Annotated in this window: 23 protein-coding genes and 2 tRNA genes; 13 read left to right on the top strand and 12 right to left on the bottom strand. The window is 68.3% G+C overall.

Features of this window, described 5'->3' with window-relative positions:
• Nucleotides 1–72: 72 nt before the first annotated feature.
• Genes AC07O4_RS20290 through AC07O4_RS20280 form a run of 3 tightly spaced genes read right to left on the bottom strand, consistent with a single transcriptional unit; the run spans nt 73 to nt 3,123 of the window.
• A complete protein-coding gene (locus tag AC07O4_RS20290; RefSeq protein ID WP_495305460.1) occupies nt 73–1,032 on the bottom strand; it encodes a Bug family tripartite tricarboxylate transporter substrate binding protein in 960 nt (319 codons plus the stop codon).
• Nucleotides 1,033–1,092: 60 nt separating this feature from the next.
• A complete protein-coding gene (locus AC07O4_RS20285; RefSeq protein ID WP_495305459.1) occupies nt 1,093–2,043 on the bottom strand; it encodes a PDR/VanB family oxidoreductase in 951 nt (316 codons plus the stop codon).
• Between the two features lie 3 nt (nt 2,044–2,046).
• Complete coding sequence (locus tag AC07O4_RS20280; RefSeq protein WP_495305458.1) at nt 2,047–3,123, bottom strand: aromatic ring-hydroxylating dioxygenase subunit alpha; 1,077 nt, start codon at nt 3,121–3,123, stop codon at nt 2,047–2,049.
• A gap of 108 nt (nt 3,124–3,231) precedes the next feature.
• Here AC07O4_RS20280 and AC07O4_RS20275 point away from each other — a divergent pair, with 108 nt between their 5' ends.
• The 4 genes from AC07O4_RS20275 to AC07O4_RS20260 all read left to right on the top strand — a co-directional run bounded on the left by AC07O4_RS20275 (nt 3,232) and on the right by AC07O4_RS20260 (nt 5,599).
• Complete coding sequence (locus AC07O4_RS20275) at nt 3,232–4,200, top strand: LysR family transcriptional regulator (protein ID WP_159274548.1); 969 nt, start codon at nt 3,232–3,234, stop codon at nt 4,198–4,200.
• A 106-nt stretch (nt 4,201–4,306) separates the two neighbouring features.
• On the top strand, nt 4,307–4,777 hold the full coding sequence (locus AC07O4_RS20270; RefSeq protein WP_159274549.1) for a DUF4124 domain-containing protein: 471 nt from the start codon (nt 4,307–4,309) through the stop codon (nt 4,775–4,777).
• A gap of 37 nt (nt 4,778–4,814) precedes the next feature.
• A complete protein-coding gene (locus AC07O4_RS20265; protein ID WP_495305457.1) occupies nt 4,815–5,279 on the top strand; it encodes a ribonuclease HI family protein in 465 nt (154 codons plus the stop codon).
• A gap of 65 nt (nt 5,280–5,344) precedes the next feature.
• Nucleotides 5,345–5,599 carry a DUF3297 family protein gene (locus AC07O4_RS20260; protein WP_062468964.1) on the top strand — a complete coding sequence of 85 codons (255 nt, stop codon included), beginning with the start codon at nt 5,345–5,347 and terminating at the stop codon, nt 5,597–5,599.
• Between the two features lie 40 nt (nt 5,600–5,639).
• Here AC07O4_RS20260 and AC07O4_RS20255 read toward each other — a convergent pair whose 3' ends face one another.
• Nucleotides 5,640–6,692: a DUF2272 domain-containing protein gene (locus AC07O4_RS20255; RefSeq protein WP_495305456.1), complete on the bottom strand. Its 1,053-nt coding sequence runs from the start codon at nt 6,690–6,692 to the stop codon at nt 5,640–5,642.
• Nucleotides 6,693–6,782: 90 nt separating this feature from the next.
• Here AC07O4_RS20255 and AC07O4_RS20250 point away from each other — a divergent pair, with 90 nt between their 5' ends.
• A complete protein-coding gene (locus AC07O4_RS20250; RefSeq protein ID WP_492745136.1) occupies nt 6,783–7,784 on the top strand; it encodes an alpha/beta hydrolase in 1,002 nt (333 codons plus the stop codon).
• 5 nt (nt 7,785–7,789) lie between these two features.
• Here the strand turns inward: AC07O4_RS20250 and AC07O4_RS20245 are convergent, their stop codons facing one another.
• Together AC07O4_RS20245 and AC07O4_RS20240 are read right to left on the bottom strand one after the other, a co-directional pair.
• Nucleotides 7,790–8,074, bottom strand: a complete 285-nt coding sequence (locus AC07O4_RS20245; RefSeq protein WP_487850131.1) for a hypothetical protein — start codon at nt 8,072–8,074, stop codon at nt 7,790–7,792.
• 124 nt (nt 8,075–8,198) lie between these two features.
• Nucleotides 8,199–8,274, bottom strand: a tRNA-Lys gene (locus tag AC07O4_RS20240).
• Nucleotides 8,275–8,425: 151 nt separating this feature from the next.
• Here AC07O4_RS20240 and AC07O4_RS20235 point away from each other — a divergent pair.
• On the top strand, nt 8,426–9,133 hold the full coding sequence (locus AC07O4_RS20235; RefSeq protein WP_489061801.1) for an SDR family NAD(P)-dependent oxidoreductase: 708 nt from the start codon (nt 8,426–8,428) through the stop codon (nt 9,131–9,133).
• Between the two features lie 75 nt (nt 9,134–9,208).
• Here AC07O4_RS20235 and AC07O4_RS20230 read toward each other — a convergent pair.
• Nucleotides 9,209–9,284 (bottom strand) — tRNA-Ala (locus AC07O4_RS20230).
• 88 nt (nt 9,285–9,372) lie between these two features.
• Between AC07O4_RS20230 and AC07O4_RS20225 the strand changes: the two genes are divergently transcribed.
• Complete coding sequence (locus tag AC07O4_RS20225; RefSeq protein WP_492745810.1) at nt 9,373–10,239, top strand: alpha/beta hydrolase; 867 nt, start codon at nt 9,373–9,375, stop codon at nt 10,237–10,239.
• A 35-nt stretch (nt 10,240–10,274) separates the two neighbouring features.
• Here the strand turns inward: AC07O4_RS20225 and AC07O4_RS20220 are convergent, their stop codons facing one another.
• Together AC07O4_RS20220 and AC07O4_RS20215 are read right to left on the bottom strand one after the other, a co-directional pair.
• Nucleotides 10,275–11,252 carry a GMP reductase gene (locus AC07O4_RS20220; RefSeq protein ID WP_062468948.1) on the bottom strand — a complete coding sequence of 326 codons (978 nt, stop codon included), beginning with the start codon at nt 11,250–11,252 and terminating at the stop codon, nt 10,275–10,277.
• A 220-nt stretch (nt 11,253–11,472) separates the two neighbouring features.
• On the bottom strand, nt 11,473–12,132 hold the full coding sequence (locus AC07O4_RS20215) for an OmpW/AlkL family protein (RefSeq protein WP_492745812.1): 660 nt from the start codon (nt 12,130–12,132) through the stop codon (nt 11,473–11,475).
• A gap of 199 nt (nt 12,133–12,331) precedes the next feature.
• On the opposite strand from AC07O4_RS20215, the gene AC07O4_RS20210 reads away from it, so the two are divergent.
• The gene (locus tag AC07O4_RS20210) at nt 12,332–14,785 is read left to right on the top strand and encodes a UvrD-helicase domain-containing protein (protein ID WP_495305455.1); all 2,454 of its coding nucleotides are present in this window, start codon (nt 12,332–12,334) and stop codon (nt 14,783–14,785) included.
• Nucleotides 14,786–14,831: 46 nt separating this feature from the next.
• Here AC07O4_RS20210 and AC07O4_RS20205 read toward each other — a convergent pair whose 3' ends face one another.
• From AC07O4_RS20205 to AC07O4_RS20195, 3 genes are all read right to left on the bottom strand, one after another.
• Nucleotides 14,832–15,662: a BPSS1780 family membrane protein gene (locus AC07O4_RS20205; RefSeq protein ID WP_495305454.1), complete on the bottom strand. Its 831-nt coding sequence runs from the start codon at nt 15,660–15,662 to the stop codon at nt 14,832–14,834.
• 171 nt (nt 15,663–15,833) lie between these two features.
• The gene (locus tag AC07O4_RS20200) at nt 15,834–16,883 is read right to left on the bottom strand and encodes a homoserine kinase (RefSeq protein ID WP_495305453.1); all 1,050 of its coding nucleotides are present in this window, start codon (nt 16,881–16,883) and stop codon (nt 15,834–15,836) included.
• 73 nt (nt 16,884–16,956) lie between these two features.
• Nucleotides 16,957–17,331 carry a hypothetical protein gene (locus AC07O4_RS20195; RefSeq protein WP_062468938.1) on the bottom strand — a complete coding sequence of 125 codons (375 nt, stop codon included), beginning with the start codon at nt 17,329–17,331 and terminating at the stop codon, nt 16,957–16,959.
• Between the two features lie 97 nt (nt 17,332–17,428).
• On the opposite strand from AC07O4_RS20195, the gene polA reads away from it, so the two are divergent.
• From polA to AC07O4_RS20170, 5 genes are all read left to right on the top strand, one after another.
• Nucleotides 17,429–20,245, top strand: a complete 2,817-nt coding sequence (polA, locus tag AC07O4_RS20190) for a DNA polymerase I (protein WP_495305452.1) — start codon at nt 17,429–17,431, stop codon at nt 20,243–20,245.
• Nucleotides 20,246–20,298: 53 nt separating this feature from the next.
• A complete protein-coding gene (locus AC07O4_RS20185; protein WP_095946818.1) occupies nt 20,299–21,585 on the top strand; it encodes a M20/M25/M40 family metallo-hydrolase in 1,287 nt (428 codons plus the stop codon).
• Nucleotides 21,586–21,607: 22 nt separating this feature from the next.
• Nucleotides 21,608–22,510: a LysR family transcriptional regulator gene (locus AC07O4_RS20180; protein ID WP_062468929.1), complete on the top strand. Its 903-nt coding sequence runs from the start codon at nt 21,608–21,610 to the stop codon at nt 22,508–22,510.
• Between the two features lie 41 nt (nt 22,511–22,551).
• Entirely contained in the window at nt 22,552–22,911 is a 360-nt protein-coding gene (locus AC07O4_RS20175; protein WP_119555953.1) for a hypothetical protein, read from the top strand.
• Between the two features lie 117 nt (nt 22,912–23,028).
• A complete protein-coding gene (locus AC07O4_RS20170; protein WP_495305451.1) occupies nt 23,029–25,194 on the top strand; it encodes a TonB-dependent receptor in 2,166 nt (721 codons plus the stop codon).
• Nucleotides 25,195–25,204: the final 10 nt, after the last annotated feature.

The raw sequence follows: 25,204 nt of genomic DNA, 5'->3' as shown, positions 1-25,204 counted from the left end.
GCAGTCACTGGCGGTCGGCGCACGGAAGATGCATCGGTCGTCCTTGCATGACGGTCCGGGTGGTCGCCTGCCTCATTGCGCCTCGACGCCCAGCTCGCGCATCCGCCGGGTGATGACGTTGAACTCCTCCTTGTACGACACCGCGAACTGCTCGGGCGTGCTGTTCATCACCTCGAAGCCGCGGCTCACGAACAGCTGGCTGACGTCGGGCGAACCGACGATGGCGCGCACTTCGCGGGCCAGCTTGTCGACGATGGGCTGTGGCGTCCTGGCCGGTGCCAGCAGTCCGATCCAGACGTTGGTGTCGTAGAGCGGGTCCTTGAAGCCCAGCTCGTTCATGGTCGGAACCTGCGGGAGCGTGGTGGAGCGCTGTCGTCCCAGCACGGCCAGCGGCACGACCTTGCCCGTTGGCACATGCTGCATCGCGCTGGGCACCGACGACAGCCCGACGTCGATGGTGCCCGACAGCAGGTCGGTCACCACGGGACCCTCACCGCGCTGCGGCACATGCACCATGCCTGCATTCAGGCCGCGGTTGAGGCTCTCGCCGGCCAGGTGGCCCAGTCCGCCGACGCCCCAGGACCCGTAACTCAGCTTCGCGCCGCCCTTGGCCACCTTGGCCTTCAGGTCTTCGATGCTCTTGATGCCGGTGCCGGGGTGCGTGGAAATCAGCGCCGGGCTGCGCACCACCTGCGTGACGCCGACGAAGTCCTTCTGCGGGTCGTACGCCAGGGTCTTGAACAGCGCCGTGTTGTTGATCTGCGAATCGGTGATGGTCATCAGCAGCGTGTAGCCGTCGGGCTTGGCGCGGCCGACTTCACCGGCGCCGATGGCGCCCGCCGCACCCGCCTTGTTGTCGACCACCACCGGCTGCCCCATCGATTTCGACAGGCGATCGCCCAGGGTGCGTGCCACGAAGTCGGTCGCGCCGCCGGCGGCGTAGGGCACGACGAGGCGGATCGGCCGCGAGGGGTAGCTCTCCTGCGCGGCGATGGGCAGCGCCAGCGTGATCGCTGCGCATGCGGCAGTCATTTTTCTGAACATGGTTGTCTCCAGTGGTGGGGTTGAGTTGTTGGTGTTGTGGGGGGAACGTCAGAGATCGAGGACGAGGACGGCGCTGCGCGCGCGAGACACGCAGGGCAGGATGCAGGCGTGGCTGTCGCGCTCCTCGTCGCTGAGCACGAAGTCGCGGTGATCCGCCTCGCCCTCGAGCAGCGGCACCTCGCAGCTGCGGCACATGCCTTCGCGGCACGAGAAGGGAATGCTGACGTGGGCGCCTTCCAGTGCGTCGAGCAGGCTCTGCCGCGGTGCGACCTCGATCCTCTGGCCACTGCGATGCAGCACCACGGTGAAGGTGCCGGCCGGCGCTGCGGGCGTGGCGGGTTCCGGCGGTGCGAAGCGTTCGAAATGGGTGGCCGCCTTGTCGATGCCGACAACGCCTGCGGCCGCGTCGACCGCGTTCATCAACCCTTCGGGGCCGCAGCAGTAGACATGGGCGCCCGGGGCCGCACCGGCCAGCCAGCCCGCCAGGTCGGGTGGCGTGCCCGCCGCTTCCTGGTCCACGTGCAGCTGCACGCGGTCATGGTGGCGCGCCAGCGTCCACGCATAGGCGGCACGGGCCCGCGTGCGCACGCAGTACAGCAGCTTCCAGGGCCTGGCGTGGGCCTCGCACCAGAGGATCATGCTCAGGATGGGCGTGATGCCGATGCCCCCGGCCACGAACACGTGCTCGGTGGCGGCCGGGTCGATGCCGAACAGGGCGCGCGGCGCGCCCACCTCGAGCACATCGCCCACGGCAAGACGCTGGTGAACGAAGGCCGAGCCGCCGCGCGAGGCTGGCGCCAGGCCCACACCGAGCACGTAGCGGTGGCGCTCCAGCGGAGAGTTGGCCAGCGAGTACTGGCGGCGGATGTCGCCGGGCAGCAGCAGGTCCACATGGGCGCCCGAGGTGAAGGGCGGCAGCGCAGCGCCGTCCTGCGCACGCAATTCCAAGCCGAGCACATCCTGCGCCTCTTGCGTGAGGCGGGTGACGAGGAGCTTCATGGCTCAGGCCTTGACGGGTTCGGGCGCTGCTGTGGAGGCAGGGCGGGCCGCGGCTTCCTCGAGCGCTTCTTCTTCCAGCCGGCGCGAGACCATCCAGCGGAACTGGTTCAGCGCGGCGTCGATGCCGAAGGCCATCATCTTGAAGTCGGGCGCCAGCGCCAGGCTCCTTTGCTGCGCGGTGATGATGTCGCGGTCTTCATCGAAGGCATCCACCACGGCCTGGTGGATCGAGTGCGTGACTTCGGGTTGGTCGATGGCGAAGTTGTGGGGATGCGCGAAGAAGTAGTGGGTGGAGTTTTCCGTCTCGGGCGTGATGGCCTGGCAGCCACGAAATTCGATCGCACCTTCGCGGTTGCCTTCGGCAGCGCCCTGGCCGGTGGGCGCCATGCCGGAGTCCATCAGCAGGATGGCCGGGATGGTGAAGTTGTAGATGTTCCATCGATCGACCCTGCTGCCCCAGTCCTTGACCGCCTGGGCGAAAGGCGGCGGCTCGGTGTCGAGGGCCCACCGGGTGATGCGCACGCCGTGGTCGATGCGTTCGACCTTGGGCTGGGCGGCGGCGTAGTCCGCACTGCCTCCCAGCGTGGTCGGGTGCACGAAGGGCAGGTGGGAGAAGTCCAGCAGGTTGTCGCAGATCAGCAGGTAGTTGACGTCGTAGTGGATGTAGCCGTCCAGGCTGCGCCAGTGCGGGTCGTCCAGCCATGGCGTGTCGGGGATCAGCGCAGGGTCGGCCTTGTCGGGAGCGCCCATCCAGATCCAGACCCAGCGGTGGCGTTGCACCACCGGGAAGCTGCGCACCCTGGCCTGGATGGGAATGCGCTTCTGGGCCGGCGCCTCGATGCACTGGCCCGAGGCGTCGAACTTCAGGCCGTGGTACATGCAGCGCACGCAGTCGCCTTCTCGCCGTCCCACCGACAGGGGCGCGCCGCGGTGGCAGCAGCGGTCTTCCATGGCGACGATCTCGCCGTCGTCCTTGCGGTACATGAGAACGGGCACGCCGATGATGGTGCGGGCGAACAGGCCCTGCGGCGTGAGCTCGTTGTCCCAGGCAGCCACGTACCAGGTGTTTTTGATGAACATGGGGCGTCTCCTTTGTTGTTCGCCGCGTTCGGGTCACGGCATGGGCAGAGCGTAGGACGAGGGTTCCCATGTATCAATGTCATTTCAGTCATTCCTAGAATGCACAGCATGCATGCGGAAAACCTCGACCTGAATTTGCTGGCGGTCTTCGACGCGATGTTTCGCGAGGCCAGTGTCACGAAGGCCGCGCAGGGCCTCGGGCTGACGCAGAGCGCGATGAGCCATGCGCTCAACCGGCTGCGTGCTTTCTTCGACGACCCCTTGTTCGTCAAGGTCGGCAGCCGCATGGAGCCCACGCGCAAGGCCGAGGGCATGCGCGCTGCGGTGGTGGAGGTGATGACCACCGTGCGCCAGCAGATCCTGGCGGGCGCCCGGTTCGAGCCCGCGCTGGCGCGACGCACCTTCACCCTGTGCATGACCGACATGGGCGAACTGGTGTTCCTGCCGCCGCTGCTCGAGCGCTTCAAGAAGGAGGCGCCCGGGTGCTCGCTGCGCACGCTGCAGGTGCCGCTCGAGCAGGTCGAAGGGCTGCTTGCGTCAGGCGAGGCCGACCTGGCGGTGGGGTCCATCCGTGCGGCGCCCGAGGGGCTGTTTCATCAGCGCCTGTTCCTGCACTCCTTCGTGACCATCGCCAGCGCGCGGAACAAGGACATCGGCGCCACCCTCACGCGCGAGCGCTTCGAGGCGATGCGGCACATCGTGGTTTCGCTCACCGGCCACTCGGCGGAGAGCTATGACAAGGTGCTGGAAGACCAGGGCATCCGCCGCACCGTGGCCGTGATGACGCCCCACTTCCTGATGGTTCCGCTCCTGATGGACCGGCACGCCGATCTGCTCGCGACCGTGCCGCGCGAACTGGCGGAGGTCTTCGCCCGCATGGGCACGGTGCGCATGTTCGAGCCGCCGGTGCCCGTGCCCCAGTTTCAACTCAACCAGCACTGGCATCCGCGCTTTCACCACGACCCTGCCGTGGTCTGGCTGCGCGACGTGATGAAACATACCTTCGAGCACTACCCGCGCATCACCACGCAGGCCGGTCCTCCGGCCAGGAAAAGTGCGCGAGCCAAGTCGCGTTGACGTGCCGGTAGGCATCGACTTTGCCTCTGCTGCGAACCTCAGCCCCCACCCGTTTCTTCGTGCACGCTTGTTCGAGCGGCCGCGCACTGTTACAAAGGGCGTCTCCATGCGCTCGCCCACCTTTCTCTTCGTTTCGCTGCTCTGGCTTGCCGTGGCCGCCCCGGCCGCGCAGGCGGAGGTGGTGCGCTGCACCGACGCCGACGGCCGCATCGTCTACACCGACGGCGCCTGCCCGCCGGGGACCAGGCAGTCGCGGCAGCTGCGCATCGACGAGCCGCCGCCTGCGCCGCCGCGCGCCTCCAACGAGGAAGACACGCCGCGTCGGCCGGACTACGCGGCACCGTCCGCCCCACCGCCGCAGCCCGCGCCCTCGGGGCCGGCCATCATTCCGCGTTACCCGGTGGGCGAGGCGCCCGCGGCCGACCCGGGGCCGACCTACATCTGGGGCGGCGATCCGTACTACGGCCCGCCGCGACCGGGATATCACCCCCGGCCGCCGCGTCCGCCGCGCGACCCCGGGCCACCGCCTGGCCAGCGGCCGTGCAATCTCGCGGGCATCAAGCGCAACAACTGCTGAGCGCGTTCGTCCTCTTTCCTCTGCTTCCTGCTTCTTCATGACCGTTGCCGCGCCCGAGCGCCTTCCTCCGTGGGTCGTCCATTGCGACGGCAGTGCCATGCCGAACCCCGGGCGCATGGGCGTCGGCGTTGTCATCACGCAGCCCGACGGCACCCGCCACACCTTCTCGCAGGCCACGCACACCACGGGGTGCAACAACGAGGCCGAGCTGCGGGCGCTGGCGCTCGCGCTGCGCGAGCTGCAGGCGCGCGGTGCCACGAGCGTGCAGGCCTTCAGCGACAACAGCACGCTGGTCGAACAGCTGAGCGGCGCTGCCGACGTGCGGCCGATCGTGCGCATGGCGCCGCTGTTCGACGAGGCGCGCGCGCTGCTGCAGGGCTTCGACGAGGCGCGCGTGCAATGGATTCCGCGCCACCGCAACGGCGAGGCCGACGCGCTCGCGCGGGCCGCGCTGGGCTTTGGGCCGAAGCCGCCGCCCAAGGCCTGGAAGAAGCGGCGCTAGCGGCGCCCGCGAAGGGGCATGCGGCAGGTTCTATCATTCGGGTCGATTCAGACACCCGTTTCCCCATGACCGAAGAAGCCACCTCCAAGCCCACGCTGCCCGACCATCTCTCGACCGATCCGCGCAGCCCGCACCACATTCCCGCCGTGTTCGAGCACCCGATCGGTATCCGCTTCAACGGCAAGGACCGCCTGGACGTCGAGGAATACTGCATCAGCGAAGGCTGGATCAAGGTGCCCGCCGGCCGCACGCTGGACCGCAAGGGCTATCCGCTGCTGATCAAGCTCAAGGGCGCTGTCGAGGTGTACTACCGCGACTGACGGCCCGGGGGCACACACCCCGCCGTTCCTGTTTTCTCTTTCAGCGCCACTGCAGCAGCAGCGACCACGGCTGGCGGCTCATGTGGCGATCGATGCATGCGCTGCCGCCCGCCGTGCAGCCTTCGGGCAGGTAGCTCGGGTCCAGCAGCCGCGTGCCGGGCGCAAAGGCCAGGCGCCGCAAGGTGACCGACTGCAGCACGTTGCCACCCACGGCATCGAAGCCCGCACCGTCCACACCCACCACCACATCGCAGTGCATCGGCAACGGTGCGCCGCCCGTGGGGCGCCCGGCGAGCCACTCGCCGATCTTGGCGAAGCCGTCGAGCGCGGCACCGCGCGGGCCGCGTGCATGGCAGACGAGGTCGCCCGGGCGCGGCGGCGTGCGCATCAGGTCGCAGGCGCGCAAGGCCTGCGGTGTCGCATGGCCCGCCGCCTCGTCGATGCCGGCCTGCCAGGCGGCACCGGCGTAGTCGACGTGGGCCTCGGAAAAGACGAACTCGTCGGCGCCGAGCCCGGCCTCGCGCGCGACCCAGCTGATGAACGCGGCGGACCAGGGCGTGTCGATCACCGCGACGCGCTGCAGGGCCACTTCGAGGGCGCGCTGGTCCGACGAATCCAGCCCCTGGTCGGGGCCGACACCCAGGCCTTGCAGGCGCGCGGCGCTCGCCTGGTTCAGCGCGTCGGTCAATCGCGTGCGGTCGGCCGCGTGCGGGGCGCCGAAGCGAACGAGAGAAGGCAACCGCTCGCTCGCCGGATCGACCGCGCGCCAGTAGCGCAGCACGCGTTGCCATGCGGGCAGCGCGTCGATCGGATAGCGCGTGTCTTCTGCTTCTGAATAGCCAGACTCGGTGAGTCGGCCTTCGGCGTCCATGGTCTGGCTGCCGAAGGCAATGTGCTCTTGTCGGGCCAGCGCGGCCATCGCGAGGGCGCGGGGCGGCGGCGGAATGTAGGAGGCCGTGGCAAGGCAGCCGGACGCGGCCGATGCGAAGGTGGGCGCCGCCGTGAACACCAGGGCTGCGCACAGCGTGCGCGCTGCGTGGCGCAGCGGTTGTGTGAGCGCGGAGGAGGGCGCGATGACGGGCGGTGGCGACATGTGAGGCGAGCATAGCGGGGCACTGCCCGCGGCAAGCAGAATGCGGGGCGCTCCCTGAAGCGCCGGACCGTCCGGTGCAGGCGCTCCACCGTGAAGCTCAAGATCATCCTGCTGCGGATCCTCGGCGTCATCGCCGGCCTCGTCGTCGTGGGCTATGCCGCGTTCCAGTGGAGCCCGTGGCCCTCGGTGCTGATGATCCGCTACGCCTTCGGCAAGGGCTCGGATGCCGCATCGCAGTCGCTGCAGAAGCACGTGCCGCCCGGCATCGCGACGGTGCTCGACCAGCACTACGACGAGGCCGATCCGGATGCCTACCTCGACGTGTTCCGCCCGGCCTCGGCGGGCACTCGGCCCTTGCCCGCCATCGTGTGGGTGCACGGCGGCGCCTGGGTCTCGGGCCACCGGCGCGACGTGGCGAACTACGCGCGCGTGCTGGCGGGGCAGGGCTTCACTGTCGTGGCCGTCGGTTACTCGATCGCGCCGGGCCAGGGCTACCCGGTGCCGGTGCGGCAGGTGAACACGGCGCTGGGTTATCTGGTGCGCGAGGCGGCGCGGCTGGGTGTGGACCCCGCGCGGCTTGTGCTGGCTGGTGACTCGGCGGGCGCGCACATCGTCGCGCAGGTTGCGAACGCGGTGGCTGTGCCAGGGTACGCGAAGGCCGTCGGCCTCACGCCCGTCATCGCGCGCGAGCAGCTGCGCGGCATGCTGCTGCATTGCGGTGCCTACGACGCGGCACAGGCCCGGCTCGACGGTGCGTTCGGTGGCTTCCTGCGCACCGTGTTCTGGTCGTACAGCGGCAGCAAGGATTTCCAGAACGCGCCGGCCTTCGAGACTGCGTCGGTGCGCCGCTATGTGACCGGGGCCTTTCCGCCGTCGTTCATCACTGCAGGCAATGGCGATCCGCTCGAAGGGCAGTCGCGGTCGATGGCCGAGACGTTGACCGCGAAGGGCGTGCAGGTCGACAGCCTGTTCTTCCCCGCCGATCAAACGCCGGCGTTGCCGCACGAGTACCAGTTCAACCTCGACGATGCGCCGGGGCGGCTGGCGCTGGAGCGCTCGCTGCAGTTCTTGCGGCGCGTCACGGCGCCGTAGCTAGGTCAGCTCTGGGGCTTGCTCGGCAGGTCGCCTTCGCGCAGCTTGCGGCCGACCCACATCAGGCCGGTTTCATAGTCGGCGCTGCCGACCTGCACGCCGCCCACGGTGCGCAGCGCGCCGGTGCCGTCATCGGTGGCCGGGCCTTCGCCCGTAAGGTCGCCGGGGACCAGCAGGCGGCCGTCCTTCAGGAAGTCGGCGATGCGCAGCTGGCGCATGCCGCGGCCCCAATGCCAGTGCTGCTTGAGGTCGAAGGATTTCGGCGATGGCGCGGGTTTGGATTTCTTCACGGGATGTCGGGGAGGGGCTTGCGAAGGTTCGCGTCGGCGCGATCAAACGTACAAGTGAACGCACCATGAAAAAAGCCTGCTACCTTGTGGGTAGCAGGCTTTCCAGCGTTGCCGCGATGTTGGTTGGTGGGCCCTGAGTGACTCGAACACTCGACCTACGGATTAAGAGTCCGCTGCTCTACCAACTGAGCTAAGAGCCCTTGCTTTGAAAACCGTTAGTGTTTTCTGGCAAGACCACGAGTATATACCAATCTTTTTGGGACTTCAAAAAATTTCTGCACATTTGTACGAGAGCGTTAGGATGCGCGACCTTCGGGGCCCGACCCCATCCCTGTCAGAGGAGAAATTTCGATGAGCGATGCAAGCAACACCCCCCATGTCCTGATCACCGGCGCCGCGGGCGCACTGGGCCGGGCCGTGGCCCAGCACTTTCTTGACCAGGGCGCGCGGCTCGCGCTGGTCGATCACCACGCCGGTCGCCTGGCCGAAGTCTTCCCGGGCCTGGACAACTCGCAGCACCTGCTGCTCGCTGGCGACGTGACCTCGGCGCCCGACATGGCCGCGCTCACCGGCCAGGTGCTGCAGGCCTTCGGCCGCGTCGATGCGCTGGTGCACATCGCCGGTGGCTTCGAGATGGGCGAGGCGACGCACGCACTCACGCGTGCGAGCTGGGACCGGATGATGAACCTCAACGCCTGGTCGTTCGTCGCCGTGACGCAGGCCGTGCTGCCCTCGATGATCGAGCGCCGCGCGGGCCGCATCATCGCGGTGACGGCCAAGGTGGCGGCGCGCGGCCTGCCGGCCATGGCGGCGTACATCGCGTCGAAGAGCGCGCTGCAGCGGCTGGTGGAATCGATGGCGGCCGAGGCCGCGCCGCACGGCGTGAACATCAACAGCGTGGCGCCCAGCGTGCTCGACACGCCCGCCAATCGCCAGGCGATGCCCGACGCGAACCCGGCCGAGTGGGTGTCGACCTCGGTCGCGGCGCAGACCATCGGCTTCCTGGCATCGCCGGGCGCCGCGGCATTGCACGGCCAGCACCTGACGCTCGACGCCTGACATTTCCCGGCGGCAGCGCACAGCTGCAAATGAAAAAGGCCTTGGCGATTGCCAAGGCCTTTTTGCTGGGTCGGTTGGTGGAGAGGAGGAGGATCGAACTCCCGACCTCCGCATTGCGAACGCGGCGCTCTCCCAGCTGAGCTACCCCCCCAACACAGCCCACATTTTATCCAGCCGCGCATTTCCATGCACGCGGCCGTGCCAAGATGCGCCCCGGAAAAACAAGGAGCAAGCACCGCATGGAAGCGCACGACCCCGCCTGGCTGGAAGGCATGTACAACAACCTGGCGCGGGTGAAGGACCACCCCGCGTACTTCGCGCGCTGGGGACGCGATTCCGCCGCGGCGCGCGACACGCTGCCGTGCCGCATCGATGTTCCCTACGGCACCGGCCCGAACGAAACGCTCGACGTCTTTCCGGCGCCCGTGCCCGATGCGCCGGTGCTGGTCTTCATCCACGGCGGCTACTGGCGCGCCATGGACAAGAAGGACCACTCGTTCATCAGCCCCGCGTTCCACGACCGTGGCATCTGTGTGGTGCAACCCAACTACGCGCTGTGCCCGGGCCCGGTCGACCAGCCGGTGACGGTGCCGGACATCCTGCTGCAGATGGTGCGGGCGCTGGAATGGACCTGGCGCCACGTAGCAGCGCATGGCGGCGACCCGTCGCGCATCACCGTCGCCGGGCATTCCGCGGGCGGCCACATGGCGGCGGCGTTGCTGGCCTGCGACTGGAAGGCGGTCGCGCCCGATCTGCCCGCGCAGCTCGTGCGCAATGCGCTGTCGGTTTCGGGGTTGTTCGACCTGCGGCCGCTGCAGCGCACGCCCTTCCTCGAGCACACGCTGAAGCTCACCGATGCCGACGCGCGGCGCGCGAGCCCGGCGCTGTGGCCCGCGCCGGCGCGCGGCCAGCTCTATGCGGCGGTGGGAGGCAACGAGAGCGCGGAGTTCATCCGCCACAACGCGATGATCCGCGAGGCGTGGGGCCGCCACACCGTGCCGGTGTGCGAGGTGCTGCCGGGGCTTGACCACTTCGGCGTGGTCGATGCGCTGGCCGATCCGGCGCACGCGCTGCACCGCTACGCGGTGCAACTGCTCGAGGCCTGAAAGAAAAGAGACGGGCGGAGGGCCGCCCGTCGCGCTCACATCAGCAGGTGTTCGCCGGCGTTGTCGCCGCCCAGCGTGACGTAGTTGACCTTGCGGATGTCCATCAGCGTGCGGCCGCCCGCGTAGCTGATCGAGCTCTGCACGTCCTGCTCCATCTCGACCAGCGTGTCGGCCAGCTTGCCCTTGATGGGCTCGAGGATGCGCTTGCCTTCGACGTGCTTGTACTCGCCCTTGTTGAAGTCGCTGGCCGAGCCGTAGTACTCCTTGAAGAGCGTGCCGTCGACGTCGACCGTCTTGCCCGGCGACTCTTCGTGGCCCGCGAACAGCGAGCCGATCATGACCATCGACGCGCCGAAGCGGATGCTCTTGGCGATGTCGCCGTGGTCGCGGATGCCGCCGTCGGCAATGATCGGCTTGGTGGCCACGCGCGCGCACCACTTGAGCGCCGACAGCTGCCAGCCGCCCGTGCCGAAACCGGTCTTGAGCTTGGTGATGCAGACCTTGCCCGGGCCGATGCCGACCTTGGTCGCGTCGGCGCCCCAGTTCTCCAGGTCGATCACGGCCTCGGGCGTGCCGACGTTGCCGGCGATCACGAACGACTTGGGCAGCTTGGCCTTGAGGTAGCCGATCATGTTCTTCACGCTGTCGGCATGGCCGTGCGCGATGTCGATCGTGATGTATTCGGGCACGAGGCCCTGGGCCACCATCTGGTCGACGGTGTCGTAGTCGGGCTTCTTCACGCCCAGCGAGATCGAGGCGAACACGCCCTTGCCCTGCATGTCCTTCACGAACTGGACGTTGTCCAGGTCGAAGCGGTGCATCACGTAGAAGTAGCCGTTCTGCGCGAGCCACAGGCAGATCGACTCGTCGACCACCGTTTTCATGTTGGCAGGCACCACCGGCAGGCGGAAGGTGCGCTCGCCCAGCGTGACGCTGGCGTCGCATTCCGAGCGGCTTTCCACGCGGCATTTGCGCGGCAGCAGAAGGATGTTGTCGTAATCGAAGATTTGCATGACCAGGCTCCTGAAAGGAATCGTTGAGTGGAACGAATGAGCGCTTGGTCCGGCCGGTTCTCGTGGTCGCGTCATGAAAATGACGGCCAAAAAAAACCGGACGCAAGAAACTTGGGCCCGGTGATTGATTTTACGGCCATGGCGATGATGCGCAAGTCGCCGGGGCGTATTGACCCTATGGGTTGCTGCGTATACCCGACGACCGCGGTGCGCTTCTTTGTCAGAACCGGTAGCCGATGCCCACGCCGAACAGCCACGGGTCGACCTTCACGGTCGACAGCTGCACGCCGTCCATGTTCACGGCGCTGCGGATGCGCAGCTTCTTCACGTCGATGTTGAGGTAGGTGTTCTTCGCCACCTCGATGTCGACACCGGCGCCCAGCGCGAGGCCGAAGCTCTCGTTCTGCAGCTGCAGCTGCAGGCGCCCGACCGTCGGCACCTGCAGGTTGACGCTGCTCAGGCGCGTGTAGTTCAGGCCCGCGCCGATGTAGGGCCGGATCTTCGCGGTGGGCATGAAGTGGTACTGCAGCATCAGCGAGGGCGGCAGGTGCTTGAAGGTGCCGATGTCCACGGGCCCGCCCAGCGCGCTCTGCTGCACGGTGACCGTCTGTTTCTGCGGCACCGTCAGCACCAGTTCGGCGGCGATGTTCGGCGTGAAGAAGTAGGTGACGTCGAGCTCGGGAATGGTCTTGCTGTTGACCGTGATGGCGTCGGCCGGAATCGACAGGTCGGCCACCGGCGCCGAGTGGTTCGCCGGCTTCAGGTACACGGCGCGGGCGCGCACCAGCCAGTTGCCTTGTGCTTCCTGCGCGGCGGCCGGCAGGGCGGCCATGGCGCCGAGCAGGGCGGCGAGGCAGGCGGGGGCGAATTTCTTGGGCATGGGTTCTCCAGTGACGGCCGGCGCGCAGGGCCGGCAACTGGAGGGCAGTCTCCCGCCGGGCATGGCCGCCTCGCTTGATCTGTCGCAAGCGCGGCGGGCCCGCGCACGCCGGCGGGCCCGGCCTTGATCCAGGTCATGCCCGCAGGGGCAAGCGCGCCCGGCGGGGCCCGGGGCGGGGCAGCTTTCTACAATGGAGCCCATGCTCCCTCACGACCTGTTTTCCGGCGCGTCCGCAGCCGATACGGGCGGCCCTGCCTCGCCGTTGCTGAACAACCTCAACGCCGAGCAGCTTGCTGCCGTCACGCTGCCCGCGGGCAATGCCCTCATCCTTGCCGGTGCCGGCTCCGGCAAGACGCGGGTGCTCACCACCCGCATCGCCTGGCTGCTGCAGACGGGGCAGGTGTCCGCCGGCGGCATCCTGGCCGTCACCTTCACCAACAAGGCCGCCAAGGAAATGATGACGCGGCTGACCGCGATGCTGCCGGTGAACGTGCGCGGCATGTGGATCGGCACCTTCCACGGCCTGTGCAACCGCCTGCTGCGCGCGCACTGGAAGCTGGCCAACCTGCCCTCGACCTTCCAGATCCTCGACACGCAGGACCAGCTCTCGGCCATCAAGCGCCTGATGAAGCAGTTCAACGTCGACGACGAGCGCTTTCCGGCCAAGCAGACGCAGTGGTTCATCGCTGGCGCCAAGGAAGACGGCCTGCGCCCCGGCGACATCGAGGCCCGCAGCGACGACGACCGCAAGAAGGTCGAGCTCTACCAGCTGTACGAAGAGCAGTGCCAGCGCGAAGGCGTGGTCGACTTCGGCGAGCTGATGCTGCGCAGCTACGAGCTGCTGCGCGACAACGAGCCCGTGCGCGAGCACTACCAGCGGCGCTTCCGCCACATCCTGGTCGACGAGTTCCAGGACACCAACCGCCTGCAGTACGCATGGCTGAAGATGCTCGCGGGCCACACGGCGGCCGGCGGCCACTTCACGCCGGGCGAGCACAACAGCGTGATCGCCGTGGGCGACGACGACCAGAGCATCTACGCCTTCCGCGGCGCGCGCGTGGGCAACATGACCGACTTCGTGCGCGAGTTCGACGTGCGCCGCCAGATCGTCCTGGAGCAGAACTACCGCAGCTACAGCAACATCCTCGATTCGGCCAACGAGCTCATCAGCCACAACAAGAAGCGCCTGGGCAAGAACCTGCGCACTGACCAGGGGCCAGGTGAGCCGGTGCGCGTGTACGAATCGCCCACCGACCTCGCCGAGGCGCAGTGGATGGTCGAGGAAATGCGCCAGCTGGCGCGCGACGGCTTCGACCGCAAGGAAATGGCCGTGCTCTACCGCAGCAATGCGCAAAGCCGGGTGATCGAAACGGCGCTGTTCAATGCCTCGGTGCCGTACCGTGTGTACGGCGGCCTGCGCTTCTTCGAGCGCGCCGAAATCAAGCATGCGCTGGCCTACCTGCGCCTGCTCGAGAACAAGGACGACGACACCAGCTTCCTGCGTGTCGTCAACTTCCCGCCACGCGGCATCGGCGCACGCACGCTCGAAAGCCTGCAGGACGCGGCGCGCGCCGCCGGGCGTTCGCTGCACGATGCGGTGAGCGCGGTCGGCGGCAAGGCCGGCTCGAACCTCACGGCCTTCGTCGCCAAGATCGACGTGCTGCGCGAGCAGACCCAGGGTGTGAGCCTGCGCGAGATCATCGAGCTGGTGCTCGACCACAGCGGCCTTGTCGAACACTACAAGGCCGACCGCGAAGGCGCCGACCGGCTGGAGAACTTGGACGAACTCGTGAACGCGGCCGAAAGCTTCGTCACGCAGGAAGGCTTCGGCCGCGACGCCGTGGCGCTGCCGGTCGACGAGCTGCGCCAGTCGCCTGCCAGCCAGGGGCTCGACCCCAGCCGGCCGGTGCTCGACGAGCCGCTGGCACCTGATGCCGAAACCGGCGAAACGCTGAGCCCGCTCGCGGCCTTTTTGACGCATGCGGCGCTCGAGTCGGGCGACAACCAGGCGCAGGCCGGGCAGGACGCGGTGCAGCTCATGACCGTGCACGCCGCCAAGGGCCTGGAGTTCGACTGCGTGTTCATCACCGGCATGGAAGAGGGCCTGTTCCCGCACGAGAACTCGATGAGCGATTTCGAGAGCCTAGAGGAAGAACGCCGCCTGATGTACGTGGCCATCACGCGTGCGCGCAAGCGCCTGTACCTGAGCCACTCGCAGACGCGCATGCTGCACGGCCAGACCCGCTACAACGTCAAGAGCCGCTTCTTCGACGAGCTGCCGGAAGGCGCGCTCAAGTGGCTCACGCCGAAGAACCAGGGCTTTGCGCCCTCGGCCTTCGGCTATGGCGGCGGCTACGGCAGCACGCGTGGCGGTGCCGGTGGCTACGGTGGTGGAGGAGGCGGCGGCAACCGCTACGGTGGTGGCGGCAGCAGCGCCGGCAAGGACACCTTCGCCAGCCCGCCCGTGCCGCCGCAGAAGACCGCGCCGTCGCACGGTTTGCGTTCAGGCATGCAGGTGTTTCACAACAAGTTCGGCGAGGGCACGGTGACCGCGCTCGAAGGCACCGGCGACGACGCGCGGGCGCAGGTGAAGTTCGCGCGCCACGGCGTGAAGTGGCTGGCGCTGTCGGTGGCGAAGCTCACGCCGGTCTGAGGACGGCGGTCCCGCTTGCCCGAAAGGGCAGCGGGCGATGCCGACTTCAGTTCGCGTCGAAGCTGTCCCGGAAGGTGAACCAGGTCGAGGCCAGCGACATCGCCGCCAGCACCAGCGCGGTGCCGATCATCAGGATGTTGCCGATCGCCAGCGCCGCGCCGTCAGAGCCCATGGCGCCAACGCCGATCAGCACGGTGGCGAGCAGGCCGATGGCGATGCCCGCGAGCATGAACACGCCGAACCACGCCAGGCCGAACAGCGCGTAGGCGCCGAAGTTGCGGAACAGCGCGACGATGCTGAAGAAGACGCTCTTCACCGGCTCCACGCGGTGCCAGTGCACCAGCGCCGGCGCATGCCACATGGCCAGCGACAGCGGCAGGTTCAGGCACATCAGCAGCGTGCGCGCCGTGAGGAACTCGCTGCTCTTCATGACTTCGGGCGTCACCGCTTCGTCGAACAGGTAGGCGCGCATGAGCTGGCCGCCGTCGACCAGCGCAGTCAGCGTGACGGCCAGCACGAAGTACACGGCCGAGATCACGCCCAGCATCACCAGCGAGCGCCATTCGGTGCGCATGGCGTCGAACACCGCGATGAACATGGCCGAGCCCGTGGGGCGGCCCAGGTCGCCCGCGTTGCCCAGGCCGTCGGCGTTGTCGGTCGCGGCCACCGAGGTCGCGACCATCAGGCCGAGCGTCATGAAGGGCAGCAGGATCGGGGCGAGCACGCTGCCGAGCAGCGGCAGCATCGACACCGTCGAGATCATCGCCATCAGCAGGAAGAACAGCGAGATGAAGGCCAGCGGCTGGCGCCAGAAGGTCTTGAGTCCGAGGCGGACCCAGTCGAAGCCGGTGCGCGCCGGCACGAGGTGGAGTTTCATGTGGGGGGTCAGAAGGTGTGAATGAATCCGGCGTGGCCGAGCAGGCCGCCCAGACGCGCCTAATCAAGGCGCAAAGCGCAGCCATAGCTTGGGCTATGGCGAGCATTTGCAACGCAGAGTGGGGGTGTCTGGGCGGGATGAGCGGGCATGGCGGGTTCGGTCACACCTTCTTTAGGCTGCCAGCGCCGGCTCTAAGACGTGGGCGATGGCGTGCGGGTGGGTGGCGCGCTCGCGCAGCACGCGCTCGAAGTGCGTCGGGTCGTGGGGCTTGAGCATGCTGGCCTCGCGCGGCAGGTGGAAGTCCCACAGGCGCGAGATCCAGAAGCGCAGCGCGGCGGCGCGCAGCATCGCGGGCAGCAGGGCGCGCTCGGAGGCGTTCAGCCTGCGCACGCTCTCATACGCGGCGAGCAGGGCGTCGGCGCGGGCGGCGTCGTGCCGGCCGCTGGCCAGGTCGATGGCCCAGTCGTTCAGGCACACGGCCAGGTCGAACAGCCAGGTGTCGGTGCCGGCGAAGTAAAAATCGAACACGCCCGTGAGGCGCGGCGCCGCATCGGGCGCGCCGTCGGTCGCGAACATCACGTTGTCGCGGAACATGTCGGCATGCACCGGGCCGCGCGGCAGCGCCGCGTAGGCCGACGATTCGGCGACATGGTTCTGGTAGGCCAGTTCGGCGCGCAGCAGCGCAGCCTGCGCCTCGTCCATGTGGGGCAGCACCACCGGGGCGGTCTCGTTCCACCAGGGCAGGCCGCGCAGGTTGGGCTGGATGCGCGGGTAGTCGCGCCCGGCCAGGTGCATGCGGGCCAGCATGGCGCCCAGTTCGGCGCAGTGGGCGGCCGTGGGGGCCAGCTCGCTGCGGCCCGACAGCTTCTGCACCAGCGCCGCGGGCTTGCCGGCCACGCGGTGCAGCAGCTCGCAGGGTGCCTGCGCGGGGATCGACAGCGCATGGCCGGTCGGCGGCGCCACGGCCGGGTCGGCCACGGGCGCGGGCACTGGCAGGCCGGCACCGGCCAGGTGCTTCATGAGGCAAAGGTAGTACGGCAGCTGCTCGGCGCTCAGGCGCTCGAACAGCGTCAGCACGAATTCGCCCGATTCGGTGGTGGCGAAGTAGTTGGTGTTCTCGATGCCGCCCTCGATGCCGCGCAGCTCGCGCAGGGCGCCCATGCCAAGGCGCTGGACGAGCGCGTCTGCCTCGCCGAACTGGACTTCGGTAAAAACTGCCATGGCGATGCTCAGCGCCGGACGGCGGCTGCGGGAGAAAAGAGGGTTGCCGGGAAGGAGAACGACAGCGTCACGGTCAGAACTTCAGCACGTTCCAGACACGCGGGCCGTTGCCGCCGCTGTTCGCGTCGCCGGTCGTGCCGGGGCGGGCGCTGCCGCCGTCGTTGGGCAGCACTTCGTAACCGGGCATGTTCGACTTGGGCTTGACGTTGATGCTCTGCGTGCGGCCGCCGTAGCGCACCTCGTCGACCGAGGCGCCGCTGTCTTCCGTGTGGATGTGCTCGACCTTCTGGTTGCGCCGGCCGTCGGCCTGCTCCTGATTTTGTAGCGGTTCCGCCGGGGCCGGCTTGGCGGCGGGCGCGGCCGGCGCCTGCGCGAGGGCGGCAACGGGGGTGGCGAAAGCCAGCGCCAGCAGGATGCGGCGGGCGACCAGGAGTGGGGAGCTAGGCATGCACAGATTGTAGGCGTGCACCCGCTGGCGGCGTGTCGGCCGCCAGCCGACCCTGGTGTCGTTCCGGACGCCGGTCCGGGCACGGCAAAATGCCCCGATGACCGACAAGAAAACGCTGCTGCTCGTCGATGGCTCGAGCTACCTGTACCGGGCCTTCCACGCGATGCCCGATCTGCGCGCCGTGCCCGGCGACCCGAAGAGCCCGGCCACCGGGGCCATTCGCGGAATGATCAACATGATGACCGCGCTGCGCCGCGAGGTGCGCGCCGACTACGCTGCCTGCATCTTCGACGCCCCCGGCAAGACTTTCCGCGACGACTGGTACCCCGAGTACAAGGCCAACCGCTCGCCGATGCCCGACGACCTGCGCAGCCAGATCGACCCCATCCACGAAGTGGTCAAGCTGCTGGGCTGGCCGGTGATCACCGTGCCCGAGGTCGAGGCCGACGACGTGATCGGCACGCTCGCCAAGGTGGCGGCCGCGCAGGGCGTCGAGGTGATCGTCTCCAGCGGCGACAAGGACCTGAGCCAGCTGGTCGACGAGCACATCACCATCATCGACACGATGAACGGCAAGAAGCGCGACATCGCCGGCGTGACGGCCGAGTTCGGCGTGCCGCCCAGTCTCATGGTCGACTACCAGACGCTCATCGGCGACACGGTCGACAACGTGCCCGGCGTGCCCAAGGTCGGCCCCAAGACGGCCGCCAAGTGGCTGCTCGAATACGGCTCGCTCGATGCACTGGTCGAACGCGCCGCCGAAGTGAAGGGCGCCGCCGGCGAAAACCTGCGCCAGGCGCTCGACAAGCTGCCGCTGAGCAAGCGCCTCGTCACCATCCGCACCGATTGCGACCTGAACGGCTTTGTCGAAGGCCTGCCCTCGCTCGAAGGCCTGCCCGTCGGCGCGCCGCAGACGGCCGAGCTGAAGCCCTTCTACGAGAAGTTCGGTTTCAAGAGCCTGGTGAAGTCGCTCGAAGCCCAAGAGGTGCCGCCTGAGCTGATCGAAGAGAACGCGAAGAAGAAGGCCGCCGCCAAGGCCGACCGCGACCAGGGCGGCCTGTTCGACGAGCCTTCCGAGCTGGAGGCGCAAGAGGCCGCCGCGCCCGCGAGCAACCTGAAGTACGACACGATCATGGAGTGGGCGCAGTTCGACGCCTGGCTCGCCAAGCTCGAGGCCGCCGAACTCACGGCCATCGACACCGAGACCACCTCGCTCGACGAAATGGTCGCGCAGATCGTGGGCATCAGCTTCAGCGTCACGCCGGGCGAAGCGGCCTACATTCCGCTCACGCACAACTACCCCGACGCGCCCGCGCAGCTGCCCATCGACGAGGTGCTCGCCAGGCTCAAGCCCTGGCTCGAGAACGCCGACAAGAAAAAGCTCGGCCAGCACATCAAGTACGACCGCCATGTGTTCGCCAACCACGGCATCGAGGTGCAGGGCTACGCGCACGACACCATGCTGCAAAGCTACGTGCTCGAAGTGAACAAGCCGCACGGCCTGTCGTCCCTGGCCGAGCGCCACCTGGGGCGCAGCGGCATTTCCTATGAAGACCTGTGCGGCAAGGGCGCGCACCAGATCCCGTTCAGCCAGGTCGACATCGCCAAGGCCGCCGAGTACTCGTGCGAAGACAGCGACCAGACACTCGACGTGCACCGCACGCTGTGGCCCCTGCTGCAGAAGGAAGAAAAGCTGGCCTACATCTACCAGCTCGAAATGGATTCGAGCGAGGCGCTGTACCGCATCGAACGCAACGGCGTGCTGATCGATGCGCCCACGCTGGCCGCGCAGAGCCACGACCTGGGCACGCGCATCATGGCGCTGGAGCAGGAGGCCTACGACATCGCGGGCCAGCCCTTCAACCTCGGTTCGCCCAAGCAGATCGGCGAAATCTTCTTCACCAAGCTGGGCCTGCCCGTGGTCAAGAAGACGCCGAGCGGCGCGCCCAGCACCGACGAAGAAGTGCTCGAGAAGCTGGCCGAAGACTATCCGCTGCCCGCCAAGATCCTCGAGCACCGCGGCCTCTCGAAGCTCAAGGGCACCTACACCGACAAGCTCGGCCAGCTGGCCAACCCGCGCACCGGCCGCGTGCACACGCACTATGCGCAGGCCGTGGCCGTCACGGGTCGCCTGAGCAGCAACGACCCCAACCTGCAGAACATCCCGATCCGCACGCCCGAAGGCCGCCGCGTGCGCGAGGCCTTCGTGGCGCCGGCGGGCAGCGTGATCGCCAGCGCCGACTACTCGCAGATCGAGCTGCGCATCATGGCCCACATCAGCGGCGACGAGTCACTGCTGCGTGCCTTCACCGACGGCGTCGACGTGCACCGCGCCACGGCCGCCGAGGTGTTCGGAACCACGCCCGACCAGGTGTCCAGCGAGCAGCGCCGCTATGCCAAGGTCATCAACTTCGGGCTCATCTACGGCATGAGCAGCTTCGGCCTGGCGAAGAACCTGGGCATCGAGACCAAGGCCGCGGCCTCGTACATCGATCGCTACTTTGCGCGCTACCCGGGCGTGAAGACCTACATGGACCAGATCGTGGAGTTCGCGCGCGAGCACACCTACGTCGAGACCGTGTTCGGCCGGCGCCTCTACCTGAGCGAGATCAACGGCGGCAACGGCCCCCGCAAGAAGGCGGCCGAGCGCCAGGCCATCAATGCGCCGATGCAGGGCACGGCGGCCGACCTCATCAAGCTCAGCATGGTCAAGGTACAGAACGTGCTTGACGAAGAGAAGCGCGCCACCAGGATGATCATGCAGGTGCACGACGAACTGGTGTTCGAAGTGCCCGAGGCCGAGGTCGAATGGGTGCGCACCGAAATCCCGCGCCTGATGGCCGGCGTGGCGGCGCTCAAGGTGCCTCTGCTCGCCGAGATCGGCGTCGGTCCCAACTGGGACAAGGCCCACTGATCCTCCTTCGCACGATCCCCAAGAGACAAACGACAGAAAGAAGAAACACGCCCATGAAACTCCAGCCCCGCACCTTCCTGCTCGCCGCCGTCTGCGCGGCCTTCCTCGGCACCGCTTCCGCTGCCCCCGATGCCCGCATCGCCGCGCTGGCCGCCAAGGAAAAGCCCGCCCTGCTCGAGACGCTGAAGGAGCTGGTCTCCATCGAGTCGGGCAGCCGCGACATCGAAGGCCTCGAGAAAATCTCCGACCTCATCGCCGCCAAGTTCAAGGCGCTGGGCGGCGAAGTGGAGCTCATCGACCCGAGCGCCGACGCCTACCGCATGGAAGACACGCCCGAAAAAATCGGCCGCGTGGTGCGCGCCACCTTCAAGGGCACGGGCACGAAGAAGATCATGCTCATCGCGCACATGGACACGGTCTACACCGTGGGCATGCTCAACAAGCAGCCGTTCCGCGTCGACGGCGACAAGGCCTACGGCCTGGGCATCGCCGACGACAAGCAGGGCGTGGCCGTCATCACGCACCTGGTGTCGATGTTGCAGGCGCTGAAATTCAAGGACTACGGCACGCTCACCGTGCTGATCAACGGCGACGAGGAAATCAGCTCGCCGGGTTCGCGCGCGCTGCTCACCAAGCTCGGCGGCGAGCACGATGCGGTGCTGTCGTTCGAGGGTGCGTCGATCAAGGACGACAAGCTCTCGCTGGCCACCGCGGGCATTGCCTCGGTCACGCTGAACGTGGCGGGCAAGGCCTCGCACGCGGGCTCCGCGCCCGAACTGGGCGTGAACGCGCTGTACGAGCTGTCGCATCAGATCCTGCAGATGCGCGACCTGTCCGACCCGTCCACGGGCCTGAAGATGAACTGGACCATCTCCAAGTCGGGCACCAACCGCAACGTGATCCCGGCCAGCGCCACGGCGGGCGCCGACGTGCGCGTGCTCAAGGTGGCCGACTACGACCGCATCGAGCAGCAGGTGAACGAGCGCGTGAAGAAGCAGCTGGTGCCTGACGCCAAGGTCGAGCTGAAGTTCGAACGCCGCCGTCCGCCGCTCGAGGCCACCGACGCGTCGCGCGCGCTGGCCAAGCACGCGCAGGCCATCTACAAGGACGAGCTGGGCCGCCCGCTGGGCGCCGACGACAAGGCGGCCGGTGGCGGCACCGACGCGGCGTTCGCCTCGCTCAAGACCAAGGCGCCGGTCATCGAACGCTTCGGCCTGCAAGGCTTCGGCGCGCACACGGCCGACGCGGAGTACGTGCTGATCGACTCCATCGAGCCGCGCCTGTACCTGGGCGTGCGAATGGTGATGGACATCGCCACCGGCAAGACCACCGTCCGCTGACCGCCACTGACCGCTGTCGGCCATGCGGCTGCGCCACATCGAGGTCTTCAACGCGATCATGCTCGCGGGCAGCGTGAGCGCGGCCGCGCGGCTCATCAACATCACGCAGCCGGCCGTGAGCCGCACGCTGCAGCATGCCGAGCTGCAGCTGGGCTTCCCGCTGTTCCAGCGCGCCAAGGGGCGGCTCACGCCGACCACCGAGGCGCTCACGCTGTACCCGCACATCGAGCGGCTGTTCGCGCAGCTCGACGAGGTGCAGCGGCTGGCGGCGAACCTGCGCGCGGGCAACGACACGGGCGAGCTGCGCATCCTCAGCGTGCTCGCGCTGAGCTACGAAATCCTGCCGCGCGCGCTCAAGGCCTTTCGCGAGATGCATCCGGGCTATGCGATCACAGTCGAGTCGCTGCACTCGCCGCAGATCATGTCGGCGCTGCTGCTGCAGGAGGCCGATGTGGGCTTTGCCTTCAGCCCCGCGGTGCATCCCTCGCTCACGCAGGAGACCCTGGCCGACAGCCGCATGGTGTGCGTCGCGCCCAAGGGCATGCTGCCGCGCGCGCTGGTGCGCAACGGCTCGGTGGCCCTGCACGACCTCATCGACCGCCCGGTGATCGGCCTGGACGGCCGCGACCCGGTCGGCACCAGCCTGAGCCAGGCCTGCCGGCAGGCGGGCGTGGGTTTCCAGCAGGCCGTGGTCACGGTGCAGACCTACCACGCGGCGCTGGCCATGGCGCACCACGGACTGGGCGTGGCGCTGGTCGACGGCTGCACGGCGCGCTCGGCCGACCGTGCCAAGGTCGACGTGCTGACGCTGGAGCCGCACATTCCGGTGCCGGTGCGCGCGCTGCGTTTCGCGGGCCGGCCCGATTCGGTGGCGGTGCGCGGCATCACGCGCTGCATGCGCGAGGCCATCGAGCAGACCGCCTGAGAAAGATGCGGGGCATTCGCCTCGCGCCATAATCCGCGCCCATGCACGCCCTTCGAACCTTCTGCGCAATGCACCGACTGGTGCTGGCGTGGTTCATGGCGTCGCTGCTGGTCGCGGGCGCATCGCCGCTCGTGAACCCGCAGGCGATGGAACTCGTGTGTTCCGCCGCGGGCACCGTCAAGCTCATCGTGCAGGGCGACGACGGCGCCACCGAAGTCGGCATGGCGGCGATGGACTGCCCGCTGTGCATGGTCTCCGGTCCGCCGCCCGCCGCCGTGCAGGTGACGCTGCCCACGCCGCTGCCGCTGGGCCGCGCGCTGCAATCGATTCCCGCTGCCCGCCTTGCGGCAGCCACGGCCTCGCCGCTGCCGGCGCGCGGGCCGCCCACGCATCTCTCCTGAGCTTCGTCGTTCCTGCACCTGACGCCGCCTGAACGGGCCGCGCGGTGCGTTCCCGGTCGTTGTGCGGCCGGCGCTGCGCTTCATTGTTTTCGCCAGCGCCGTCGCAAGAGAGATGCCATGCCCACCCTTTCCCGTGCCCCCGCTTTGGGGCTGCTTGCCTTGTTCGGCGCCGTCCATGCGCCTGCTCATGCCCAGACCGCCGTGTCTTCGCTGCCCCCGATCGAGGTGGCCGACGATGCCCCGCGCCCCAACGGCCGGCTCGACCTTGACACGCCCGCCGACACCGCGAGCCGCCTGGGCCTCACGCCGCGCGAGACGCCCGCTTCCATCACGGTGGTGAACCGCGCGGTGCTCGATGCGCGCGGCGCGCAGAACACGCAGGAGGCGCTGCGCGCCGTGCCCGGCGTGACCGCGCACGACGCGCCCGGCAACGTCGGCGTGAGCTACCGTGGCTTTGGCAGTGGCTCGATCGCGCAGCTGTTCAACGGCATCAACCTGCAGTATTCGATCGCGGCGCGCCCGGTCGACAGCTGGATCTACGACCGCGTCGAAGCCATCGGCGGCCCGTCGAGCTTCCTGTTCGGCTCGGGTGCGCTGGGCGGCTCGATCAACTACATCACCAAGACGCCCGAGCGCAGCGACTTCGCCGAAGCGCAGCTGCGTGTCGGTACGCAGAACCTGAAGGAGGCTTCGTTCGGATTGAACCGCCGCATCGCCGGCGACGGCGGCGCGGGCAGCCACTACGCGCGCATCGACGTGAACCACCGCGACGCCAACGGCTGGACCGACGGCACCAAGAGCAAGTCGACGCAGCTCGCGGCCTCGCTGCTGTCGGACTTCGGCGGCGGCCTGAAGCACACGCTTGCCTACGAGTACCAGGACGAAGACGTCACGCGGCCCTACTGGGGCACGCCGGTGCTGAACCCGGCGGGCGGCGAGATGCGCATCGACCGCAGCACACGCTTCCAGAACTACAACAGCGCCGACGGCCTCTATGCGCAGCGCGTGCAGTGGCTGCGCTCGGTCACCGAATGGCAGGCCAGCGACGCGCTGCAGTTCAAGAACACCTTCTATGCCTACGACGCGCTGCGCGACTACCGCAACGTCGAGAACTACCGCTACAACGCGCGCAACACGGCCGTCATCCGCTCGGGCGCCTTGCTGCAGCGGCACGACCAGGACGTGTGGGGCAACCGCATTGAAGGCATCTACAAGGGCCAGCTCGGCGGGCTGAAGAGCGACTGGTCCTTCGGGCTGGACTTCAGCGTGAACCGGCAGACGCGTTTTCCCAACAGCCTGCCCGGCACCGTGAGCACGGTGAATCCGTACGCCTTCGCCACCGAGCGCTTCTTCGACGTGCCGGGCATGACGCCGGGCTTTCGCCCCGACCGCGACAACAAGGTACGGACCACCGCGCTGTACCTGGAGAACCGCACCGCGCTGCAGCCATCGCTGCACCTCGTGACGGCGCTGCGTCACGAGCGCATCGACCTCGACCTGGTCAACCGCCGCACCGTGGACGCGGCGAACCCGGCCACCTTCCATCGCGGCTACCGGCCCACCACCGGCCGCATCGGCCTGGTGTGGGACTTCGCGCCCGGCGCCAACCTGTACGCGCAGTACGCCACGGCGGCCGATCCGCCGTCGGGCGTGCTCTCGACCGCCTCGTTCGCCGATGTGCGCAACAACAGCGAGCTCACCACCGGCCGGCAGGTCGAGGTCGGCACCAAGCTCGACTTCTGGCGGGGCAAGGGCACGGCCACGCTCGCGGCCTACAGCATCCGCCGCACCAACATCGCGACGCAAGACCCGGCCAACAGCGCGCTCACGGTGCTGGTCGGCGAGCAGTCGTCCAAGGGCGTGGAGCTGGCGCTTGGGCTGCAGCCCACGCCGCAGTGGTCGCTGCAGGGCAACCTCACGTACGTCGATGCGCGCTACGAGCAGTTCCGCCAGGGCGGCGTGTCGCTCGCGGGCCGCACGCCGACCAACACGCCGGCGGTGGTCGCGAACCTCTGGGTGTCGTACGCCATCACGCCGCGCCTGCAGGCCACGGCGGGCGTGCGGCATGTGGGCAAGGTGTATGCCGATGCGGCCAACACGATGCACTGGCCGGGTTACACGCTGCTCGACCTCGGGCTGAGCTGGCAGGTGAACCGCAACGTCACGCTGGTGGGGCGCGTGCGCAACGCGACCGACCGCGTGTACGCCGCGAACGTCGGTGCCGGCTTCGCCTACCTCGGCGCGCCGCGCACGGCCGATGTGTCGGTGCGCGTGAGCTTCTGAACTGAAGGAG

The organism is Variovorax sp. GW821-FHT09D04 (assembly GCF_059416405.1).
This window is presented reverse-complemented; position numbering and strand designations above follow the sequence as displayed.

What these genes read in the sequence shown, in the direction of transcription:
- AC07O4_RS20290 (WP_495305460.1), bottom strand. Translation starts at nt 1,032, where the DNA reads ATGACTGCCGCATGCGCAGCGATCACGCTGGCGCTGCCCATCGCCGCG.
- AC07O4_RS20285 (WP_495305459.1), bottom strand. Translation starts at nt 2,043, where the DNA reads ATGAAGCTCCTCGTCACCCGCCTCACGCAAGAGGCGCAGGATGTGCTC.
- AC07O4_RS20280 (WP_495305458.1), bottom strand. Translation starts at nt 3,123, where the DNA reads ATGTTCATCAAAAACACCTGGTACGTGGCTGCCTGGGACAACGAGCTC.
- AC07O4_RS20275 (WP_159274548.1), top strand. Translation starts at nt 3,232, where the DNA reads ATGCATGCGGAAAACCTCGACCTGAATTTGCTGGCGGTCTTCGACGCG.
- AC07O4_RS20270 (WP_159274549.1), top strand. Translation starts at nt 4,307, where the DNA reads ATGCGCTCGCCCACCTTTCTCTTCGTTTCGCTGCTCTGGCTTGCCGTG.
- AC07O4_RS20265 (WP_495305457.1), top strand. Translation starts at nt 4,815, where the DNA reads ATGACCGTTGCCGCGCCCGAGCGCCTTCCTCCGTGGGTCGTCCATTGC.
- AC07O4_RS20260 (WP_062468964.1), top strand. Translation starts at nt 5,345, where the DNA reads ATGACCGAAGAAGCCACCTCCAAGCCCACGCTGCCCGACCATCTCTCG.
- AC07O4_RS20255 (WP_495305456.1), bottom strand. Translation starts at nt 6,692, where the DNA reads ATGTCGCCACCGCCCGTCATCGCGCCCTCCTCCGCGCTCACACAACCG.
- AC07O4_RS20235 (WP_489061801.1), top strand. Translation starts at nt 8,426, where the DNA reads ATGAGCGATGCAAGCAACACCCCCCATGTCCTGATCACCGGCGCCGCG.
- AC07O4_RS20225 (WP_492745810.1), top strand. Translation starts at nt 9,373, where the DNA reads ATGGAAGCGCACGACCCCGCCTGGCTGGAAGGCATGTACAACAACCTG.
- AC07O4_RS20220 (WP_062468948.1), bottom strand. Translation starts at nt 11,252, where the DNA reads ATGCAAATCTTCGATTACGACAACATCCTTCTGCTGCCGCGCAAATGC.
- AC07O4_RS20215 (WP_492745812.1), bottom strand. Translation starts at nt 12,132, where the DNA reads ATGCCCAAGAAATTCGCCCCCGCCTGCCTCGCCGCCCTGCTCGGCGCC.
- AC07O4_RS20210 (WP_495305455.1), top strand. Translation starts at nt 12,332, where the DNA reads ATGCTCCCTCACGACCTGTTTTCCGGCGCGTCCGCAGCCGATACGGGC.
- AC07O4_RS20205 (WP_495305454.1), bottom strand. Translation starts at nt 15,662, where the DNA reads ATGAAACTCCACCTCGTGCCGGCGCGCACCGGCTTCGACTGGGTCCGC.
- AC07O4_RS20200 (WP_495305453.1), bottom strand. Translation starts at nt 16,883, where the DNA reads ATGGCAGTTTTTACCGAAGTCCAGTTCGGCGAGGCAGACGCGCTCGTC.
- AC07O4_RS20195 (WP_062468938.1), bottom strand. Translation starts at nt 17,331, where the DNA reads ATGCCTAGCTCCCCACTCCTGGTCGCCCGCCGCATCCTGCTGGCGCTG.
- polA (WP_495305452.1), top strand. Translation starts at nt 17,429, where the DNA reads ATGACCGACAAGAAAACGCTGCTGCTCGTCGATGGCTCGAGCTACCTG.
- AC07O4_RS20185 (WP_095946818.1), top strand. Translation starts at nt 20,299, where the DNA reads ATGAAACTCCAGCCCCGCACCTTCCTGCTCGCCGCCGTCTGCGCGGCC.
- AC07O4_RS20180 (WP_062468929.1), top strand. Translation starts at nt 21,608, where the DNA reads ATGCGGCTGCGCCACATCGAGGTCTTCAACGCGATCATGCTCGCGGGC.
- AC07O4_RS20175 (WP_119555953.1), top strand. Translation starts at nt 22,552, where the DNA reads ATGCACGCCCTTCGAACCTTCTGCGCAATGCACCGACTGGTGCTGGCG.
- AC07O4_RS20170 (WP_495305451.1), top strand. Translation starts at nt 23,029, where the DNA reads ATGCCCACCCTTTCCCGTGCCCCCGCTTTGGGGCTGCTTGCCTTGTTC.